We start from the raw sequence: 19,816 nt of genomic DNA on the forward strand, positions 1-19,816 counted from the left end.
ACGTCACATCCGGCGGCGCAGCAGGAGCGTCAGGCCTGTCCGGACTCCAGGACCTCCAGCGCGTACCGCAGGTCCTGCGGGTACTCGCTGGTGACCGTGACCCGCTCCCCCGTCCGGGGGTGGTCGAAGCCCAGCTGCCGGGCGTGCAGCCACTGCCGGGTGAGTCCCAGCGTGGCGGCGAGGCGCGGGTCCGCGCCGTAGGTCAGGTCACCGGCGCAGGGGTGGTGCAGTGCGGAGAAGTGGACCCGGATCTGGTGGGTGCGGCCGGTCTCGAGGTGGACTTCCACGAGCGAGGCCTTCCCGAATGCCTCCAGGACCTCATAGTGCGTGATGGAGTCCCGGCCGTCCTCGATCACGGCGAAACGCCAGTCGTGGCCCGGGTGGCGGCCGATCGGGGCGTCGATGGTGCCGGCCAGCGGATCCGGAAGGCCCTGGACCACGGCGTGGTAGACCTTGTCCACGGTGCGTTCCTTGAAGGCACGCTTGAGCGCGGTGTACGCGTCTTCGGTTTTGGCGACCACCATCACCCCGGACGTCCCGACGTCGAGCCGGTGGACGATGCCGGAGCGTTCCGGGGAGCCAGACGTGGAGATCCGGTAGCCGAGGCCGGCCAGGCCGCCGACGACCGTGGGTCCCACCCAGCCCGGCGAGGGATGCGCGGCCACACCGACCGGTTTGTCGATAACGACGAACTCGTCATCGTCCAGCAGGATGTTCAGGCCTTCCACTACTTCCTCCACAATTTCCAGGGGGTCCCGGCGTGCCGGGACGGTGACGTCGAGCACGGCGCCGGAGGCAAGCTTGAGCGACTTTCCGACCGCTTTGTCCTTGCTGATGACGTGGCCCTCCGCGATCAGCGTGGCGGCCAGTGAACGGGAAATGTCCATGAGTTTCGCCAGCCCGGCATCCACCCGGCTTCCCGCCAGTTCATCCGGCACCACAAACCTGTAGGAGGCAGCGGCCGTGGCACCGGCAGCGACGTCGTCGTCGACGTCTTCGGGCAGGATGTCCCCCGGCGGGCCACCGGCTGACGCCAGGTCCTCGGGGGCCAGGTCCTCGGGGACCAGGTCCTCGGGCGTGTTGGGTTCAGGCGCCGTGTGCTCAGGAGTCATGTTTCGCTGTGTCCTTGGTCAGGTGGGTGCCGTCCAGCGAGATCCCGCGCAGCGTCAGCAGGCAGATGATCACCACGGAGGACACCACGGCCGAGTCGGCGATATTGAAGATCGCGAAGTTCGGGAGCTGGATGAAGTCCACGACATGGCCCATGGCGAACGACGGCTCACGGAACAGCCGGTCGGTGAGGTTGCCCAGCGCCCCGCCGAGCAGCAGCCCGAGGGCCAGGGCCCACCAAAGCGACCCCAGCTTGCGGAGCTGCAGCAGGATGGCGATGGAAACCGCTGTCATGATGATGGTGAACACCCAGGTGACGTTCTCGCCAATCGAGAACGCAGCGCCGGAGTTGCGGATGAAGTACCAGTGCAACAGCGGGGGCAGCACCGGGATCCTCTCCCCCTCGGTCATGTTCCCGGTAACCCACAGTTTGGTCAGCTGGTCGAAGACGTAGGCGAACACCGCCAGGCCAAAGAAGACGGCGAGCAGCAGGGCACGGCGCGGCCGCGGCCTGGTGGGGCCAGTGTGGACCGACTCAGCGGGCGGCGTGGCGTCGGGTGATGGTGCGTCAGTCATAAGGCTTTCGTTCGCGGGCCAGTGCGGGGACTGGGAGCTGGTGCTTGGTCACGGCCGCCGGGGTAACCGGGGGTTAATGCCAAAAGCCGGCGGACGAGGAATCCTCAGCCACCGGCTTTCAGAATACTTGGCTTTCCGCCTAGCTGCTGGCTTCGACCTCAGGGGCCGCGACAGAGCCACGGGCGTCCAGGTCACGCAGCTGGCCCTCGATGTAGGCCTTCAGGCGTGAGCGGTAGTCACGCTCGAAGCCGCGGAGCTGCTCGACCTTGCGTTCCAGCACGGAGCGCTGCTGCTCGAGGGCGCCGAGGATCTTGCGGGACTTCTCCTGGGCGTCGTTGACGAGGCTGCTGGCCTCGATCTGCGCTTCGGCGATGATTTTGTCGCGCTGCTGCTCACCGTCGGCGACGTGCTTGTCGTGCATCTGCTGCGCCATGGCCAGCAGGCCTGCAGCGGACTCGGCGGCCGGGGAGGCAACGGTGCGTGCCGGGGCGGCTGCCTGCTCGGCTTCCTTTTTCTTGGCAGCTTCAGCAGCCTTGGCAGCTTCAGCGGCCTTGGCCTCGGCCTCTGCCTTGGCGCGGTCTTCCTTCTCGACCTTGACGGGTGCCGGAACCTTTTCCACGACGGGAGCCGCGGCGGCGGAGCTGGCAGGCGTGCCGGCGCCCAGTTCGGCGAGCTTCTTGCGCAGCTCGTCGTTCTCCTGGTTCAGGCGTCGCAGTTCGACGACGATCTCGTCCAGGAAGTCATCAACTTCATCCTGGTCGTAGCCTTCGCGGAACTTGGTCGGCTGAAAGCGCTTGTTGACAACGTCTTCTGGCGTCAAAGCCATCTGGTCACCTCGTTGGTCTAGTTAGTCAGTAGGCCTTTCGGCCGTCAAACTACGGTACCTAAATATGGTCTGGTTACTCTAATTCAACACCGCAGTGTCAAACCGGAGTTTCAATCTGTTGGTGGTCGCGGACAGGGCCCGCGGGCCGGCTACGCCACGATGGGCTGGGAGAGCACCAGGTACTTGGCTACCGCCATGGCAATGGTGACTGCCACAAAGAGGAGCAGGAAGCCGAGGTCCAGGGAGATTCCCCCCAGCCGCAGCGGCGGGATGAACCGCCGGAGCAGTGTGAGGGGCTTGTCTGTGACGGAATACACAGCGTGTGCGGTGACGAGGGCCGCGCCGCGCGGCCGCCAGCTCCGCGCAAACATCTGCACCCAGTCGAAGATCAGCCGGACGATGAGGGCAACAAAGAACAACAGCAGGGCGATATAGACAAGTCCGAAAACAATTCCCATGAGTTAGCTCATATCTCCATGTTCATTCCGGATACCGCAGTGTCCTCTTGATGGTTACGCCTCTATTTCAACACGGAAAATTCAGCAAGGATGCCAGACAAGGTGTCCTTGCCTGGCATCTGTCGGAAGAATCCCCGTCTAGCTCTGGTTGAAGAAGGCCGCCTGCGTCTCGCTGACCTTCTTGTCGTCGCCGATGACTTCAACGTACGACGGCGACAGCAGGAAGACCTTGTTGGTGACCCGCTCGATGCTGCCGCGGAGTCCAAAGACCAGTCCGGCGGAGAAGTCGACGAGCCGCTTGGCGTCTGCTTCACCCATGTCCGTGACGTTCATGATGACGGGGATGCCGTCCCTGAAGCTTTCACCGATGAGTTTGGCGTCGTTGTAGGACCGCGGGTGGATCGTGGTGATCTGGCGGAGTCCGGTGTGCTCTTCACGGCTTGATGCCGCTCGCTTGATGGGTGTCACAGGTGCGCGATATTCCTCTTCAGCGGCGTAGGGCTCTTCCTTGGGGACCTCGCGGACAGGCGCCGGTGCGCGGCGTTCCTCGCGGTCATGATCCATGGAATTGTCCTCATCCTTGTGCGATGTTTGGTGCTCGGACTCATAGTGTTCGTCGCCATCGGCGAGCCCAAGATAGATCATTGTCTTGCGCAGAGCGCCGGCCATGGTCGACTCCTAATCGTGTCCGTCAGCGGGCCGATCATTTGACTTAGTAGCCTTGGAATCCCCGCCATTACCTTCCAATACGTTGAACCTACCGCAACGCCGGACGCGGACCGAGAATATCGGAGCCAACGCGCAGGTGTGTCGCCCCGAAGCGGACGGCCTGTTCCAGATCCTGGCTCATGCCCGCGGAGATGCCCGTGGCACCGGGGTGGACGGCGGCCAGCCCGGCGGACAGCTCCGCAAGCTTCTCGAATGCCGGTACCGGATCCGCGCCGAAGGGGGCGACCGCCATCACGCCGGCCAGGCGGAGCCCCTCCGCTGCGGCCAGCTGCTCTGCCAGCGCCGGGACGTCTGCCGGAAGGGCGCCGCCGCGGTGGGCGCCCGCCTCGTCGTCGAGGCTGACCTGGATGAAGCACTCCAGCGGCGCCCGCCCGGTCCGTTCCTGTTCGGCGGCCATGGCCCTGGCCAGGGCGGCGGCCAGTTGCGGCCGGTCCACAGAGTGCACGGCGTGGGCGTATTTGACGACGGACTTGGCCTTGTTGCTCTGGAGCTGGCCGATGAAGTGCCAGCGGAGCTGCAGCCCGACCAATGCGCCAGCCTTCTCCGCGGCCTCCTGGTCCCGGTTCTCGCCGACGTCGGTGATGCCGAGCGCGGCGAGCCGCCGGACGTCGTCGGCGGGGTGGAATTTGGTAACCACGATCAGCCGCGGACGTTCCTGCCGGCCGGCGGCCGCGACGGCGGTGTCGATGCGCTGCCGGACGGCGGCGAGCCGCCCGCGGAGCTGCTCCAGCCGGGGATCGTGCTGCCCGGGTTCGGGCTCGTGTTCAGTCATCCGCTCATTCACTCATTTACTCATTCGCCCGACGGGTCCCCGGACGGAGTGACCGGCGTCGGTCCATACGAGTCCCGCGAACCGTCCGGTGTCCGGGTCACGGCGGTAGGAGAACAGGGTGTCGTCCTCCAGGGTGCAGCCCCCGGAGTATTCGACCCCGACGCCGGCGTCCTGCAGTTGGCTGCGGACGGCGGCCGGGAGGTCCAGGCCAGGGGTGCCGCGGGAGGTGGTGCAGCGGGCCGCGGGAACCAGGGCCGCCACGTGGTCGCGCATGTCACCGGGGACCTCGTAGCAGCGCCCGCAGACGGACGGGCCGATCCAGGCGCCCAGCCCTGCCGCGCCCAGCGCGTGCATGCGCGCCACCGCCGCCGGGACGACGCCGGAGGCAACGCCGGGGCGCCCGGCGTGCACCACCGCCAGGACGGGGGATGTTCCGTCGGCTCTGTCCCCCACCAGGACGACCGGCACACAGTCCGCCACCATCACGGCCAGGGGTTCGCCGAAGGACACCATCGCGTCGGCCGTGGGGGCGCCGGCAGCCGGCACGCCTGCAGCCGGGGGGCCGGCCGTGGGGGCGCCGGCCGTGGGGGCGCCGGCCGTGGGGGCGCCGGCACCGGCCACCGCCGAAGCGGCGCCAATGCCGGCGACGTTGTTGCCGTGGACCTGATTCATGTACTGGAAGGGCCGGCCGCTAAGTCCCAGCGCCGCCTCGATGGCCCGGCGCCGGTGCCCGACCTCGGCCGGGTCGTCGCCGACATGGAGCGCCAGGTTGCCGGCCTCGGCGTCGGTGAAAGCCACCCACACGCCGGGCCGGACTTCCGCCCGCCACGAGAACACTCAGCACACCGCCCAAATTTGTTTGCAGAACTTCGATCCTACGAGAAAGCACCATGGCACTGCCATCCGGCAGTGCCATGGTGCATCAGGATTTACTTGAGGAAGTCAGGGACATCCAGGTCGTCAGAGTGGCGGCCGGACAGGTCCGGCTCCACAACGGACGGCAGGTCGACGTCGAAGCCGGCGTCTGCCGGGACTGCTGACGGTCGCTGCTGGCCCCAGCCGCCGTAGCCGGAGGCGCCGTAGCCGGAGGCGCCGACCGTGGCGTGCAGCGGCTGGACCTGGGCCGAGGCCGGAGCCTGGGCCGGGGCTGCTGCCGGCGCTGCCGGACGCTGCGGAGCCGACTGCGGAAGGGACTGGTCCATGGACGGCGAGGTGGCCTTGACGTCGTCGAAGCCGGCCGCGATGACCGTGACGCGGGCCTCGTCGCCGAGGGCGTCGTCGATGACCGCACCGAAGATGATGTTGGCCTCGGGGTGGGCGACTTCCTGGACCAGACGGGCCGCCTCGTTGATTTCGAAGAGTCCGAGGTCCGAACCGCCCTGGATCGACAGCAGCACGCCGTGGGCTCCGTCGATGGATGCCTCCAGCAGCGGGGAGGCGATGGCGAGTTCCGCAGCCTTGACCGCGCGGTCTTCGCCGCGGGCCGAGCCGATTCCCATCAGCGCCGAGCCTGCGCCTTGCATCACGGACTTGACGTCGGCGAAGTCGAGGTTGATCAGGCCCGGGGTGGTGATCAGGTCGGTAATGCCCTGGACACCGGAGAGCAGGACCTGGTCGGCGGAACGGAACGCGTCGAGGACGGAGACGTTGCGGTCACTGATGGAGAGCAGGCGGTCGTTCGGGATAACAATCAGGGTGTCGACTTCGTCGCGGAGGGCGTCGATGCCGGCTTCGGCGGAGCCGGCGCGGCGGCGGCCTTCGAAGGTGAAGGGGCGGGTGACAACGCCGATGGTAAGCGCGCCGAGCGACCGGGCGATGCGGGCCACGACGGGAGCGCCCCCGGTGCCCGTGCCGCCGCCTTCGCCGGCGGTGACAAAGACCATGTCCGCGCCGCGGATGACCTCTTCAATTTCCTCGGCGTGGTCCTCTGCAGCCTGCCGGCCGACCTCCGGGTTCGCACCGGCTCCCAGGCCGCGTGTCAGCTCACGCCCGATGTCGAGCTTGACGTCTGCATCGCTCATCAACAATGCCTGGGCATCGGTGTTGACCGCGATGAATTCGACGCCGCGAAGACCCACCTCGATCATGCGGTTGACTGCGTTCACGCCACCGCCGCCGATGCCGACGACCTTGATGACGGCCAAGTAATTCTGCGGAGCTGCCACGTTACGTGTCCCTTGTTCGTGTTCTATTGCGCTATTGCGAAAACTGATGGAGCCGGACTTGAAGCTTTAAACCCTAACCTTCGAGTTGAAGGTTATAGTTATGTCAAGTAACTCATGTTGTGACGCTATTTCCTATGCCGGGGACATTCAATTACCGGCGCCGCGTGTCGCGGTATTAGCGGTGAAATAGCTTCCCCGAAGTGATCGGCGGCTATCGGGTGACCGGGTGCCGCGGGACGCTGACATCGTAGGTCCGCACCGGGTTTTTCGGGTCCGCGGGTGCCTTCAGCAGGGCTTCGAGGACCTTTGCCTTAAGCTCCTTCTCCCCCGCGTTGCCCCAGACAATCGTCTGGCCGTCGACGAGCTTGAGTTCAACGGCGTCCACTGACTTCGCCGAGGCGTTCGAGAGTCTGGCCAGCACATCGGGCGGCAGGGCCCCCAGGACTTCGGTGATCGCATGGAACAGGTCCCTGGGCAGGGTGCCGCCTCCGCCATCGATGACCGGTAGCGGAACCGAGGCCGGGTCGGCGGTATCGCTGAGGTTCACGCCGTCGACGTCGACGAGCTGGTGCGCCTCTCCCTGTTTGACCAATGCCACCGGCACGCGTTCGGTCACCTTGACCTGAAGCGTCGACGGCGGGCGGGCCTCGGCGGTGACCTTCTTGACCTGGACCAGCGGCTGCAGGAGGGCTGTCACGTCGTCGTCGCTGATCTGCGGCAGCGGCTTGCCCTGCAGCGGCGCGAGGGCCGTCCGCACCTGGTCCGGTGTCAGAAGTTTGGTCCCCTCCACGGTGACTGTCTGGACGGCCAGGACCGGCGAGTAGACGGCGGCGGCAAGGATGCCCCCGACCAGCACCACCAGGGCCGCGATGGTGCCCTGCAGGATACGCCTGCGGCGTTTGGCTTTGGGTTCCGGGAAGGACAGCACGTTGTCCGGGGCCGGCGGGGCGGTGGCATGGCCGCCCGCGGGGCTGTCCTTGGAGGCGGAGATGACGTCCGAAGACCCCGACTCCGCGCGCGCCGCGGGCGGCCGGCGTGCGCCCGCCCGGTAGCTGGGCCGGCGGGTGCTAGGCACCGTGGGCACCGTTGGTCAGGGCCGCGACGATCAGCGGCCCGTAGGCGGTGACGTCGCCGGCTCCGACCGTGAGCACGATGTCCCCCGGCGCGGCGGCGGAGACAACGGACTGCACAGCCTCGTCGCCCGGTCCGACGAGCCGGCCGCCGGAGCCAAGGTGCGCCGCAATCAGCTGGCTGCTGACGCCGGGAATGGGATCTTCGCGGGCGGGGTAGATGTCCAGGACCAGTGCGGTGTCGGCGGTGTTGAGTGCCGCGGCGAACTCCTCGGCGAATTCCCGGGTCCGGGAGAACAGGTGCGGCTGGAAGAGGACGTGCAGCTTGTGGCCGCCAGCCACCGACCGGGCTGCGGACAGGGCCGCGCGGACTTCGGTGGGGTGGTGGGCGTAGTCGTCGTAGACCCGGACCCCGCGGCCCCCGCCCTTGAATTCGAAGCGCCGGGACGCCCCCGTGAAGTGGGCCAGGGCCCCGGCGGCCAGGCCGGGGTCCACTCCGAGTTCCAGGGCGACGGCGAAGGCGGCCGCCGCGTTCAGGGCGTTGTGCCGCCCGGGGACGTGCAGCTCGAGAGGGAAGCGCCCCGCGGGGGTGGTGATCGCGACGTCCCCCGGGCCGCCGTCGTGCAGCACAACCTCGGCGTCATCGCCGGTGCCGTAGAGCACGACGCGCGTGTTGCCGCGCTCCAGGGTCCGCAGGGCAAGTGCCCGGGCGCCGGGGTCGTCCGCACAGGCAACCAGCACGCCGTCGGCCGGAAGCAGGGCGGCGAAGCGGTCGAAAGAGGCGTAGACGGCCTCGGCGGTGCCGTAGTAGTCGAGGTGGTCCGGCTCCACGTTGGTCACCACGGCGATCTGCGGGCGGTAGTTCAGGAAGGACCCGTCGGATTCGTCGGCTTCCGCGACGAAGACCGGCGAGCTGCCGCTGGCGGCGTTGACGCCCAGCGCCGGGACGTTCGCGCCGATGGCGAAGGACGGGTCCAGGCCGGCGCCCTGCAGGAGGACGGTGATCATCGACGTCGTGGTGGACTTGCCGTGCGTGCCGGCCACGGTGACGGCGGTGTCCTGTGCCATCGCGGCCGCCAGGGCCTCGGAGCGGTGCAGCACAGGCAGCCCGGCGTCCCGGGCCGCGACGAGTTCGGGATTGTCCGGGCGGATGGCTGAACCGGCGACCACGGTTTGTGCGTCGCCCAGGTTGGCAGCGTCGTAGCCGACGCCGATCCGCGCGCCGGCGGCGGCCAGGTCCGCCATCACGGGCAGGTCCTTGGCGTCGGAGCCGCTGACCGGCAGCCCTCGGGCCACCAGGATGCGGGCCACGGCGGACATCCCGACGCCGCCGATGCCGATGAAGTGCACCCGGCCGAGGTCGTCCCCGGTGCGGGCCGCTGCGGGGATGTGCTGGTGTTCGGGCTGGGTCATTGCGTTACCGCTTCCTGCTGTGCTGCGTCGAGGGCTTTGCCTTCAACGACTTTGCCTTCAATGACTGTGCCTGCCGGGACTTTGCGCTCACCGCGGCCGCCGTTTCCAGGACGAGGCCGGCCATGCGCTGGTCAGCGTCCCGGATGCCGAGTTTTTCGGCGCTGGCCGCCATCCGGGCGAGCCTGTCGGGATCCTGGAGCAGCGGGATGATGTGCTCGCTGACCCAGCCGGGCGAAAACGTGCTGTCCTCCACGAGCAGGGCGCCTCCCGCTGCGACGAGTCCGGCGGCGTTGAGGGCCTGTTCGCCGTTGCCGATCGGCAGCGGAACGAAGACGGCGGGCAGGCCGACGGCGGCGACCTCGCAAACCGTCGCCGCCCCGGACCTGGCCAGCAGCAGGTCTGCCGCTGCGTACACGGTTTCCATCCCGTCGACGTATTCGCGCTGCTGGTAGCCGGCGGCCGCGAGGGGCTTGCCGTCGGCGTCGTGGACTGCCTTGCCGCGTCCGGTGAGGTGCAGGGTCTGGATGCCGGCCTCCGCGAGGAGGCCGGCCGAGGCGGCGATGGTGCGGTTGATGCTTTGGGCGCCCGAGGAGCCGCCGGTAACAATCAGGGCCGGACGGTCCGGGTCCAGGCCGAGGGCGGCCCGGGCCTCGGCCCGGGCCGCTTTCCGGTCAAGGCCGGAGATTTCCTTGCGCATCGGCATGCCGACGTGCCGGGAGGCGCCCAGCCTGGTGGCGGCGAAAGCGACGGCGACGTGTCCGCCCAGCCGGGCTCCCACCCGGTTCGCCAGTCCCGGGCGGGTGTTCGCCTCGTGGATGACGATGGGGATTTTCCGGCGCCAGGCGGCGAGATACATCGGGGTGCAGACGTACCCGCCGACGCCGACCAGGATGTCCGCTTCCGCCCCGTCGAGGATGACGCCGGCCTGTTTCACGGCGCCGGCCAGCCGGCCGGGGAGCCGGAGCAGGTCCATTGAAGGCCTGCGCGGGAAGGGCACCCGGCTGACTGTGGCGAGGTCCAGTCCCGCGGCCGGGACCAGCCGGGCTTCCATCCCGCCGGGTGTTCCGACGGCCAGGAGCCGCGCACCGGGGCGGGCCTCGCGGAGTGCGTTCGCGATGGCCAGGAGCGGGCTGATGTGCCCGGCTGTTCCGCCGCCGGCGAGGACGACGGACAAAGATGCATCGGTGTTCATGGAGGCCTATTTACGCTTTCGTGCGGGATTACTGGGGGCGGGCGTTCTTGCGGTCCGTGTTCCGGCAGCCGGTGCTCCGGCGGCCGCCGTGCCGGTGGCCTTTCGGGCCGGGGTGGTCCCGGCTGCCGGACTGTTCCCGGATTTGCCGGGCTTGCCGGAGGTGCCGGGCTGTCCGGACGTGCCGGACTTGCCGGACTTGCCGGACTGTCCGGCCGCGGTGCGCGCCGCAGTCCGCTTCCGCAGGGACGCCGCGAGTCCGGCCGGGCCGAACCTGAACAGCCGTTTGGGCTGCAGGCCGGGCGCCATCTGGGCCCGGGCCAGTGACAAGACTACGCCGATCGCGCACAGCGACATGAGCAGCGCCGAGCCGCCGTAGGAAATGAACGGGAGCGGGATTCCCACCACGGGGGCCAGCCCGGTGACCACGGCCATGTTGACCGTCGCTTGGCCGAGCAGCCAGACCATGATGGTGCCGGCCAGGACCCGGTGGAACATGGCCTTCTGGGCCACCACCACGCGGTAGATGGCGGTGCCCAGGATGGCGAAGAGGACCAGCACCACCAGGGTTCCGACGAGTCCAAGCTCCTCGCCGATGATGGCGAAGATGAAGTCATTATGGGCTTCCGGGATCCAGCTGTACTTCTGCCGGCTCTGGCCCAGCCCCACCCCGAACCATCCACCGGAGGCGAGCCCGTAGAGGCCGTTGGTGGACTGGTAGTTCAGGTCGGAGCCGTCCGCGCATGTCTGCCCGGTCCAGGACAGGATGCGGCAGACACGGTTGGGGCTCGTGATGGCCAGGACAGCGGTGGCCGCGGCGAGGACGATTCCGGCGATGCCGAACAGGTACAGCCGCACTCCGGCGAAGAACAGGGCGGCGGCCGTGATCATCATGACGATCATGGCAGTGCCGAGGTCGTTGCCCATGAGGATGAGCCCGATCACTCCGGCGGCGCCCGGGAGCACGACGGGGATCAGGGCATGCTTGGCCTGGGACAGCAGCTTGGCCTTGCGGTCCAGGACGGTGGCCATCCACAGGGCAAGCGCCAGTTTGGCCGCCTCGGAGGGCTGGAAGGTGAAAGGTCCGATGTCGATCCAGTTCTGGTTGCCGAGGGCGCTGCGGCCCACGAGCAGTACGAGCACCAGCAGCACGAACGCCACGAGGATGGCGATCCAGGCGCCGCGCTTGAGCCAGACGACATTGACCCGCGAGAGCAGGAACATAAAGAACAGCCCGATCCCGGCGAACATCCCCTGCTTAAGGGCCGCGGTGTAGGGCGACTCCCCTGCCGCGATGGCTTCGACGCTGGAAGCGGACAGCACCATCATGATGCCGATGGCCGTCAGCGCGAGGGTTGATCCCAGGATCAGGTAGTACGTGGAGCCGTTGCGGGATTTCCCGGTTCCTTCCAGGGCGGACCAGAATGTCCGGTACCAGCCCTGGGCTCTCCGGACGGCCGCTTGCGGGCCTGTTGGAGCCCCGGCCGCTGGTGCTTTCGCTGCCGGTGGCTTTGCGGCGGGCGCCCTGGTTGCGGCCGGTGCGGCTGCGGGGTGACGTGTGGGCGTGCTGACCATTGTTACTCCTCGCTGGTCTGAGCCTGCCCTTCCACGAGCTCGCGGACTGCTTCGATGAAGGCGTCGCCACGGTGAGCGTAGGAAGAGAACTGATCCATGGATGCTGCCGCCGGGGCCAGGAGCACAGTGTCCCCGGAGGCGGCCAGCTGCGCTGCCGACGCAACGGCCTGGGCCATCACAGTCTCACCGAAAACCGGCGAGGGTCCTGCCACGGCACCGGCCGTCCCGGCAGTCTGCACCTCTTCATTTTCGCCCTTCCCCGCGTCGATCACGGGGACATCGGGTGCGTGTCGCTGCAGCGCGGAGCGGAGATCGCTGGAGTCCGCACCGATGAGGACCACTGCCTTGAGCCGCCGGGCGTGCTCTTGGACCAGCGGCTCATAGTTGACGCCCTTGGACAGCCCGCCTGCGATCCACACGACGCTCTCGAACGCGGAGAGCGAGGCGGCGGCGGCATGCGGGTTGGTGGCCTTGGAGTCGTTGACCCAGAGGATATCGTCGTGGCGGGCGACGAGCTGGATGCGGTGGTCCCCCGGCAGGTAGTTCAGCAGGCCCTTGCGGACGGCGGCGGGTTCGACGCCGTAGGCCCGGACGAGGGCAGCGGCGGCCAGGGCATTGGCCACCATGTGGCGGGGAGCCACCGGGCCGAGGTCAGACACCGATGCCAGTTCGGCGGCGCTGTCCCTGCGCTCGGCAATGAAGGCGCGGTCCACCAGGAGTCCTTCGACGACGCCGAGCATGCTGACGGCCGGTGTGAGCGTGGTGAAGGCCACCGCGCGGCAGCCCTCGACGACGTCGGCGTCCTCAACCATGCGTTCGGTTTCGATCTGCTCGGCGTTGTAGATGCACGCCTTCTGGGTATGTTCGTAGACCTTGGCCTTGTCCGCCAGGTAGGAAGCGTAGGAGCCGTGCCAGTCGACGTGGTCCTCGGCGACATTGAGGCAGACGCTCGCCACGGGCGAGATGGAGTCGGACCAGTGCAGCTGGAAGCTGGAGAGCTCGACGGCGAAGACATCGTAGTCCACCGGATCGCGCAGGGCGTCCAGGATCGGCGTGCCGACGTTGCCGACGGCGATGGCCTTGAGCCCGGCCGCCTGCAGCATCGACTCCGTCAGCCCGACGGTGGTGGTCTTGCCGTTGGTGCCGGTGATGGTCAGCCAGTCGGCGGTCTTGCGCCCCTGGCGTTCGCGAAGCCGCCAGGCGAGTTCGACGTCGCCCCAGACCGGGATGTGGGCCCGGGCCGCGGCAGCGAGCAGCGCCTGGTCCGGCCGCCAGCCCGGGGAGGTGACGATCAGGTCCGGCTTGGCGCCGTCGATTTCCGGAACGGCCTCCACCGCGTCCCCGCCCAGCAGGACGCCGGCAGCGCCGACGATGCGAAGAGTGTCCGCCTGGGCCTGCGCAGTGGGGCCGGTGGCGGCGTCCACCACGACCACGCGGGCGCCCAGTTCGATCAGCGTGTCGGCGGCGGCGAAGCCGGAGACGCCGATGCCGGTGACGACGACCCGGAGTCCGGCCCAGTCGGAGTCCCAACTGACCAGGCCCTGGAGCCTGGGTGAGGTGGTGAGGGGGACGGGAATCGGACCGGTCACAGCAGGACCACCCATTCGGCGTAGAAGATGCCCAGGCCGGCGGCGACGAAGAGTCCGCACAGGATCCAGAACCGGACGACGACGGTGACCTCGGCCCAGCCTTTGAGTTCAAAGTGGTGCTGGAGCGGGGCCATCTTGAAGAACCGTTTGCCCTTGGTGATCTTGAAGTAGCCGACCTGGATGATGACTGAGAGCGTAATCAGGACGAAGAGGCCGCCGATGAAGGCCAACAGCAGCTCGGTCCGGGACAGGATGGCGAAACCGGCGACGGCGCCGCCGATGGCCAGCGATCCGGTGTCGCCCATGAAGATCTTGGCCGGTGAGGTGTTCCACCACAGGAAGCCGACCAGCGCCGCACTGAGGATGGCGGCGAGCAGGGCCAGATCCAGCGGGTCGCGGACGATGTAGCAGCCTGCGCCGGCCTGCCGGGGCGAGCCGCAGGCCTGGTTGCTCTGCCAGATCCCCATCAGGGTGTAGGCGCCGAAGACCATGATGGAGGCGCCGGCGGCGAGGCCGTCGAGGCCGTCCGTGAGGTTCACGCCGTTGGTGGCGGCGGTGATGATCAGGTTCGACCACAGCACGAAGAGGATGGCCCCGATCAGGGTGCCGGCGAAGGCCAGGTTCAGCCACGGGATATCGCGGACCAGGGAGATCTGGTAGGACGCGGGCGTCACGCCGTTCTCGTCCGGGAACTGCAGGGCCAGGACCGCGAAGATGATGCCCACGGCGGCCTGCAGGATCAGCTTGGCCTTGGCGTTCAGGCCCAGGCTCCGCTGCTTGGAGATCTTGATGAAGTCATCCAGGAAGCCGACCAGCCCCATGCCGACCATAAGGAACAGCAGCAGGATGGCTGAGGCGGACGGGCCCGGGGATGCCGGGTTGATCATCCACATCACGCCGTGCGTGATGCCGTAGCTGGCGAGCACCGCCAGGACCACAATGGTGCCGCCCATGGTGGGGGTGCCGCGCTTCGTGTGGTGGGTGGTGGGTCCGTCATCCCGGATGAATTGCCCGTAGCTCTTACGGACGAGGAAGCGGATAAAGAGCGGGGTGCCCAGGAAGGCGAACAACAGGGCCAGTCCAGAGCCCATCAGCAGTGCTATCACAGCAGCGCACTCCCTTCAGTGGCGGTTCCGGCGGCGTCTCCGGCTGCGTTTCCGGCAGCCCTTCCCTCAGCGGGACCCGCAGCGGTCCCGGGGGTCTGTGGGGGTAATGCTATCCGATCGCCCAGGTGGCGCAGCCCGATGCTGTTGGAGGACTTGAAGAGCACCAGGTCACCGGGCTCCAGCTCGGCCTGCAGGAGCTCGTAGGCTTCCTCCGGGGTCTCGGCGAAGACGCATTCGTCGCCCCAGGACCCCTCGTTGACGGCTGAGACGTACAGGGACCGGGCCTCGCGTCCGACGACGACGAGCCGGGAGATGTTGAGCCGGACCACCTGGGTGCCCACGGCCATGTGTTCACGGATGGAGTCGGGGCCCAGCTCCAGCATGGCACCGAGCACGGCCCAGGTCCGGCGGCCCCGGCCGAGGTCGGCGAGGGTGCGCAGTGCGGCGCGCATGGATTCCGGGTTGGCGTTGTACGCGTCGTTGATGACGGTGACGCCGTCGGGCCGTTCGGTGCGTTCCATCCGCCACCGGCTGGCGGCTGTCTGTGCGCTCATCGAGGCCGCGATGCGCGCGGCGGGAACGCCGGCGGCGTGGGCCGCCGCCGCCGCTGCCAGCAGGTTGGCGGTGTGGTGGGCGCCGATCAGCCGGGCCGCGACGTGGTGCCCGGCGCTTTCACCCGGCAGGAAGAGGTCGAATTCGGGGCTGCCGCCGGCCGTGAGCCCGAGGCTCCCGGCACGGACCAGCTCTGCAGCGGCGGTGCTTGCTCCGGCGGCGCCTGCTTCGCCAGTGTTTGTAGCGTTGGTGTGTGCCTCGACTGTGTCGATCAGGCTGTCGCGGGCAGGCCTGGCGGTGTAGCCGAGCACGGTGGCCCGCGTGCGTGCGGCCATGGCGGCGACGCGGGCGTCGTCCAGGTTGAGGACGGCGGTGCCGGTGGCAGGCAGGGCTTCGACGAGCTCGCCCTTGGCGAGGGCGATGTTGTCCACGCCGCCGAATTCGCCGGCGTGGGCCGTGCCGACACCAAGGACCACCCCGATGTCGGGGCGGACCATCTCGGCGAGGTAGCTGATGTGCCCGACGCCCGTGGCGCCCATCTCGATCACGAGGTAACGGGTGTCGACCCCGGCCTTGAAGACCGTGAGCGGGACCCCGACTTCGCCGTTGTAGGAACCCTGCGGGGCAATGGTGTTGCCTTCCGCGGCCAGGATCCCGGCCAGCAGGTCCTTGGTGGTGGTCTTGCCGGCGGACCCGGTGATGCCAATCACGGTCAGCGGCTCGCCGTCGGCCGCGCGGCCGGCGCGGATCCGCCGGACGGTTTCCGCGGCCAGGGCGCCCATCGCGATGACCGAGTCCTGGACCACGATGGCGGGGTAGCTGCGGCCGGCGGCGTCGGCGACGTCGTGTTCGACCAGGGCCAGTACGGCGCCGCGGTCGAAGGCCGCACCGACGAAGTCATGGCCGTCGGCCGTGTCGCCCGGCTTGGCCACGTAGAGGGAACCCGGGGCGGCTTCCCGGGAGTCGGTGACCACGGAGCCGGGGGTGGTTCCCGGGTCGGCGGCCAGCCGGCCGTTCGTTATGTCGGCGATTTCCGCCGCGGTAAATGCAATCATCTCGGTTTAGGACTCTATCCGCTGGTCTTCGAGAACGGTGAATCCCCGAGCTGTCAAGGCAGAGCGGAGCTCCACCCTGTCGTCAAGGGCGAGGTTGACGCCCTTGACTTCTTGCCAAATCTCGTGGCCCCGTCCCGCGACGAGGATGGTGTCGGCCGGGTCCGCGAGTTCCACGGCCTTCCGGATGGCGGTATCGCGGGGGAAGACCTCCATGATGCTGCAGTCCAGGCCCTCTTGCTCCTTGGCCTCGACTGCGCCCACCAGGACGTCGGCGCGGATCTCCGCGGCGTCCTCGTCGTGCGGGTCGTCGTCGCTGACAATGACGATGTCGGCGAGGCGCGCGGCGATGGCACCCATGGCGGGGCGCTTGCCCTGGTCCCGCTGTCCGGTGGCGCCAAAGACAATGATCACCCGGGACCCCGGTTCCGGGGAGCGGACAGCCTCCAGTGCGCGGGCCAGGGCATCGGGGTTGTGCGCAAAGTCGACCACCGCGGCGGGGGCGGTGGAGACGAGCTGCATGCGGCCGGGGACCGCGACGGTGAAGGGGTCGCCGGCGTCGAGCGCGGCCTGGACTGCCGCGGCATCGTGGCCGCCCGCGAGCACCATGGCGGTTGCCAGCGCGGCGTTGGCCACATTGAAGCTTCCGGGCAGCCCGGTGTGGACGCGCAGCTCGGTGCCGTCGCGGTGGCGGAGGGTGAAGACCGTGCCGAGTCCGCGCGGGGCCTGGTGGAGGACCGTCCAGTCCGCGGCTTCGGGCGTTCCGGCCACCCCGCCGGTGACGTGCGCGGCTAGCGTGGTCACCGGGATGCCGGCGGCTGCGGCAAGCTTCACGCCCCAGTCGTCGTCGACGGTCACGACGGCGCTGCGGGCCCGCCCGGGGGCGAACAGCCGGGCCTTGGTCTCGAAGTACTCCTCCATGCTGCCGTGCAGGTCGAGGTGGTCCTGGGTCAGGTTGGTGAAGCCGGCGACGTCGAACTGGACCCCGTCCACGCGGTGGAAGGAAATGGCATGCGAGGAAACCTCCATCGAGGCCGCATCGAGGCCGCGTTCGCGCATCATGGCCAGCAGCGCGTGGACGTCGGTGGACTCCGGGGTGGTCAGGAGGCTGGGGATCGGAGCCCCGCCGGCCAGGATCTCGATGGTGCCGATCAGTCCTGTCTTCTGCCCAAGGGCCTGCAGCAGGGCGTTGATGAAGTAGGTCGTGGTGGTCTTGCCGTTGGTGCCCGTGACGCCATAGAGGGCCGGAGCGGGCTCGTCCTGCGGCCGGCTCCGATAGATCAGGGCGGACAGCCGCCCGACGAGGCTGCGGGGTTCCCCGGCCAGCAGCACCGGCACGGCGATGTCGTGGGAGAACGCAAGCAGGCGCGCACCGGCGTCGTCCGTCAGGACGGCGGACGCTCCGGCCGCCAGCGCCTGGGAGACGAAGTCGGCGCCGTGCCGGCTCGCGCCGGGCAGGGCGACGTAGAGGTCGCCGGGCTGGACGGTGCGGGAGTTCAGGGAGATCCCGGTGACCGCGACGGAGCCCGCCGCCCCGGGGACAACGACGCCGATTGCCTCGCCGATGGCGGCCAGCGGCACGGCAGCAACCGCCGTGGGCCTGAAGCCCGGGGCGGGCCCCGGGCCGGACTGCGCGGCGGAAGCGCCGGGGGCATTCTGGTCTGTCACGTGGATCTCCGTTGGTGGTGCTGGTGGATCTGGCGCTGCGCACGGAGGATTGCTCCGGCCGGCAGGCTCAGTATTCCCGGTACAGGTTGGTGGCGGACGTGCGTGGTGCTGGTTCCCGCGCGGGTGCTACTTCACGTACTGCGGCAGTCGGACGGGATCGCCGGTGGACGGCGGGACGTTGTACGTCCGCAGCGCCTGGCTCATCACGGACCGGAAGACCGGTCCGTTCGAGATGCCGTAGATATCGCCCTTGGGCCGTTGCAGGACCACTTCAACAATAAACCGCGGATCGTCCATCGGCGCCATTCCCACCATCGACGCCGTGAAGCCGCAGAAGCCTGCGGTGCCATCGTCGCACGGAGACTGCGAGGTGCCCGTCTTCGCCCCGACCCGGTAGCCGTCCAGGCCGGCCTCCTTGATCTGGCCCTCCGTGACGGCGCTTTCGAGGATGTCCCGCACCTGCCGGGCGGTCTCCGGGGTGACGATCTGCCGCGAAGGCTGCGCCGGGGCCTTTTCCCCGGTGCCGTCCGGGTTGATATAGCTGTCGATCAGCCGCGGCTGGAGCATCACCCCGTTGTTGCCGATGCTCTGAAAGGCCCGGACGGTCTGGAGCGTGGACTGCGAGACGCCCTGGCCGAACAGGACGGTGTACTCCTGGCGGCCGTCCCATTGCTCGTGGGGGGTCAGGATGCCGGTGGCCTCGGCGGGCAGGCCGATGTCCGGCGCTTCGCCGATGCCGAACTTCTTCAGCCAGTCGTAGCGCTGTTCCTTGCTCAGCCGCTCGCCGGCCATGACCGTGCCGGTGTTCATCGACCAGCCCAGGATGCCGGCCAGGGTCCGTTCCTCGGTGCCATGCGGGAAGGAGTCGCTGAACGTCTGCCCGTCCACGGTGTACGAGGACGGGATGGTGAACTTGTCCAGCGGGAAGGACTTGCCTTCCTCGATCAGGGCGGCGGCCGTGATCATCTTTTGCACCGATCCGGGTTCGTATGCCGCGGTGACGGCACGGACGCCGCGGTCCTGGGCATCGGCCTTGCCCGGGTCGTTGGGGTCCGGGGAGTTGGTGTCCGCCATGGCGATGATGTCGCCGGTCTTGATGTCCTGGACGATCACGACGCCCCACTCGGCGTTGAGCTTGTCCCGCTGGCTCTGGATGGCCTGCTGGGCGAAGTACTGGAGGTCCGCGTTCAGGGTGAGCTTGATGTCCTTGCCGTTGACGGCCGGGGTCAGCTGGTCGACTCCGACCGGGATGCGCAGCCCGTCGGCGCCGATTTCGAAGAGCCGTTTCCCCGCGGTTCCCCTGAGGGTCTCGTCCTGGGTCTGCTCGAGGCCGGCCTGTCCGGTGGTGCCGTCCTTCAGGAAGCCAACGATCCCGCCGGCCACCGAGCCGTTGGGGTACACCCGCTTGGTGGTGCCTTCGGTGACGATGCCGGGGATCTGGAGCTTGGCGATACGGTCCTCGACGTCGGGCTTCAGGTCCTTGGCCACGATGTAGTAGCGCTGGTCCCCCGTCAGCGCGTCCTTGAGGGTGTCCTTGGCCATTCCCAGCACGGCTGCGAGTTCGTTGATGCCCTGGTCCCGGGAGACCTTGACGAGCTCGTCCTTGCCGTCCACCGGCTCCAGCCGGCGGAATTCCTCGGTCTTGGTGTTGACTGTCTGGTCGACAACCAGGTTGTAGCGGATCACGCTGCTGGCCAGGACGGTTCCGTTGGTATCCAGGATGCTGCCGCGCTCGGCGGGCAGTTCGATGGGGGTGAGCCTGTTCTGCAGGGCGGCCTCGGCCATGCCGCCGACGTCGAGGCCCTGGACCAGGAAGAGTTTTCCGCCGACGACGAGCAGGAGCGTCAGCATGACGCCGAGGCCCAGCCGCAGCCGCCGGGTCGCGCTCGGCGCTTTCACTTTGCGTGCCTTGCCGGTGTTCTGGGCCACGATGCTTCCTTGCTGCTTGCCTGGCTGGTGGTCCGTC

General features: G+C 68.5%; 17 protein-coding genes. All 17 read right to left on the reverse strand.

The genetic code is table 11. The annotated features are described in order from the left end of the window. Positions 1-29 precede the first annotated feature (29 nt). The gene (locus ACZYZ3_RS14635; protein WP_463964539.1) at positions 30-1,112 is read right to left on the reverse strand and encodes an RluA family pseudouridine synthase; all 1,083 of its coding nucleotides are present in this window, start codon (positions 1,110-1,112) and stop codon (positions 30-32) included. Further along, the gene (gene lspA, locus ACZYZ3_RS14640; RefSeq protein WP_463964540.1) at positions 1,102-1,686 is read right to left on the reverse strand and encodes a signal peptidase II; all 585 of its coding nucleotides are present in this window, start codon (positions 1,684-1,686) and stop codon (positions 1,102-1,104) included. The genes ACZYZ3_RS14635 and lspA overlap by 11 nt, the downstream gene beginning before the upstream one ends. A 139-nt stretch (positions 1,687-1,825) precedes the next feature. Further along, positions 1,826-2,512 (reverse strand): DivIVA domain-containing protein, encoded by a 687-nt coding sequence (locus tag ACZYZ3_RS14645; protein WP_463964541.1) that lies wholly within the window; start codon positions 2,510-2,512, stop codon positions 1,826-1,828. Positions 2,513-2,661: 149 nt separating this feature from the next. Further along, positions 2,662-2,970: a YggT family protein gene (locus ACZYZ3_RS14650; protein ID WP_463964542.1), complete on the reverse strand. Its 309-nt coding sequence runs from the start codon at positions 2,968-2,970 to the stop codon at positions 2,662-2,664. 138 nt (positions 2,971-3,108) lie between these two features. After that, positions 3,109-3,639: a cell division protein SepF gene (locus tag ACZYZ3_RS14655; protein WP_463964543.1), complete on the reverse strand. Its 531-nt coding sequence runs from the start codon at positions 3,637-3,639 to the stop codon at positions 3,109-3,111. Positions 3,640-3,727: 88 nt separating this feature from the next. Then, entirely contained in the window at positions 3,728-4,471 is a 744-nt protein-coding gene (locus ACZYZ3_RS14660; protein WP_463964544.1) for a YggS family pyridoxal phosphate-dependent enzyme, read from the reverse strand. 12 nt (positions 4,472-4,483) lie between these two features. Beyond that, entirely contained in the window at positions 4,484-5,308 is an 825-nt protein-coding gene (locus ACZYZ3_RS14665; RefSeq protein WP_463964545.1) for a purine nucleoside phosphorylase YfiH/LACC1 family protein, read from the reverse strand. A gap of 92 nt (positions 5,309-5,400) precedes the next feature. Then, complete coding sequence (gene ftsZ / locus ACZYZ3_RS14670; protein WP_463964546.1) at positions 5,401-6,636, reverse strand: cell division protein FtsZ; 1,236 nt, start codon at positions 6,634-6,636, stop codon at positions 5,401-5,403. Positions 6,637-6,847: 211 nt separating this feature from the next. Next, the gene (locus ACZYZ3_RS14675; protein WP_463964547.1) at positions 6,848-7,711 is read right to left on the reverse strand and encodes a cell division protein FtsQ/DivIB; all 864 of its coding nucleotides are present in this window, start codon (positions 7,709-7,711) and stop codon (positions 6,848-6,850) included. After that, on the reverse strand, positions 7,704-9,119 hold the full coding sequence (gene murC / locus ACZYZ3_RS14680; RefSeq protein ID WP_463964548.1) for a UDP-N-acetylmuramate--L-alanine ligase: 1,416 nt from the start codon (positions 9,117-9,119) through the stop codon (positions 7,704-7,706). Before murC ends, ACZYZ3_RS14675 begins: the two co-directional genes overlap by 8 nt. A gap of 4 nt (positions 9,120-9,123) precedes the next feature. Further along, entirely contained in the window at positions 9,124-10,311 is a 1,188-nt protein-coding gene (gene murG / locus ACZYZ3_RS14685; RefSeq protein ID WP_463964549.1) for an undecaprenyldiphospho-muramoylpentapeptide beta-N-acetylglucosaminyltransferase, read from the reverse strand. Between the two features lie 6 nt (positions 10,312-10,317). Then, positions 10,318-11,883, reverse strand: a complete 1,566-nt coding sequence (gene ftsW / locus ACZYZ3_RS14690) for a putative lipid II flippase FtsW (protein WP_463964550.1) — start codon at positions 11,881-11,883, stop codon at positions 10,318-10,320. A gap of 2 nt (positions 11,884-11,885) precedes the next feature. Continuing rightward, positions 11,886-13,487 carry a UDP-N-acetylmuramoyl-L-alanine--D-glutamate ligase gene (gene murD, locus ACZYZ3_RS14695; protein WP_463964551.1) on the reverse strand — a complete coding sequence of 534 codons (1,602 nt, stop codon included), beginning with the start codon at positions 13,485-13,487 and terminating at the stop codon, positions 11,886-11,888. After that, positions 13,469-14,578 carry a phospho-N-acetylmuramoyl-pentapeptide-transferase gene (gene mraY, locus ACZYZ3_RS14700; protein WP_463964552.1) on the reverse strand — a complete coding sequence of 370 codons (1,110 nt, stop codon included), beginning with the start codon at positions 14,576-14,578 and terminating at the stop codon, positions 13,469-13,471. Before mraY ends, murD begins: the two co-directional genes overlap by 19 nt. Continuing rightward, positions 14,575-16,185: a UDP-N-acetylmuramoyl-tripeptide--D-alanyl-D-alanine ligase gene (locus tag ACZYZ3_RS14705; RefSeq protein WP_463964553.1), complete on the reverse strand. Its 1,611-nt coding sequence runs from the start codon at positions 16,183-16,185 to the stop codon at positions 14,575-14,577. The genes mraY and ACZYZ3_RS14705 overlap by 4 nt, the downstream gene beginning before the upstream one ends. A gap of 6 nt (positions 16,186-16,191) precedes the next feature. Beyond that, positions 16,192-17,850 carry a UDP-N-acetylmuramoyl-L-alanyl-D-glutamate--2,6-diaminopimelate ligase gene (locus tag ACZYZ3_RS14710; RefSeq protein ID WP_463964554.1) on the reverse strand — a complete coding sequence of 553 codons (1,659 nt, stop codon included), beginning with the start codon at positions 17,848-17,850 and terminating at the stop codon, positions 16,192-16,194. 126 nt (positions 17,851-17,976) lie between these two features. Next, on the reverse strand, positions 17,977-19,779 hold the full coding sequence (locus ACZYZ3_RS14715; protein WP_463964555.1) for a peptidoglycan D,D-transpeptidase FtsI family protein: 1,803 nt from the start codon (positions 19,777-19,779) through the stop codon (positions 17,977-17,979). Between the last annotated feature and the right edge of the window lie 37 nt (positions 19,780-19,816).

The sequence above is a fragment of the Pseudarthrobacter linnaei genome (genome assembly GCF_055412825.1).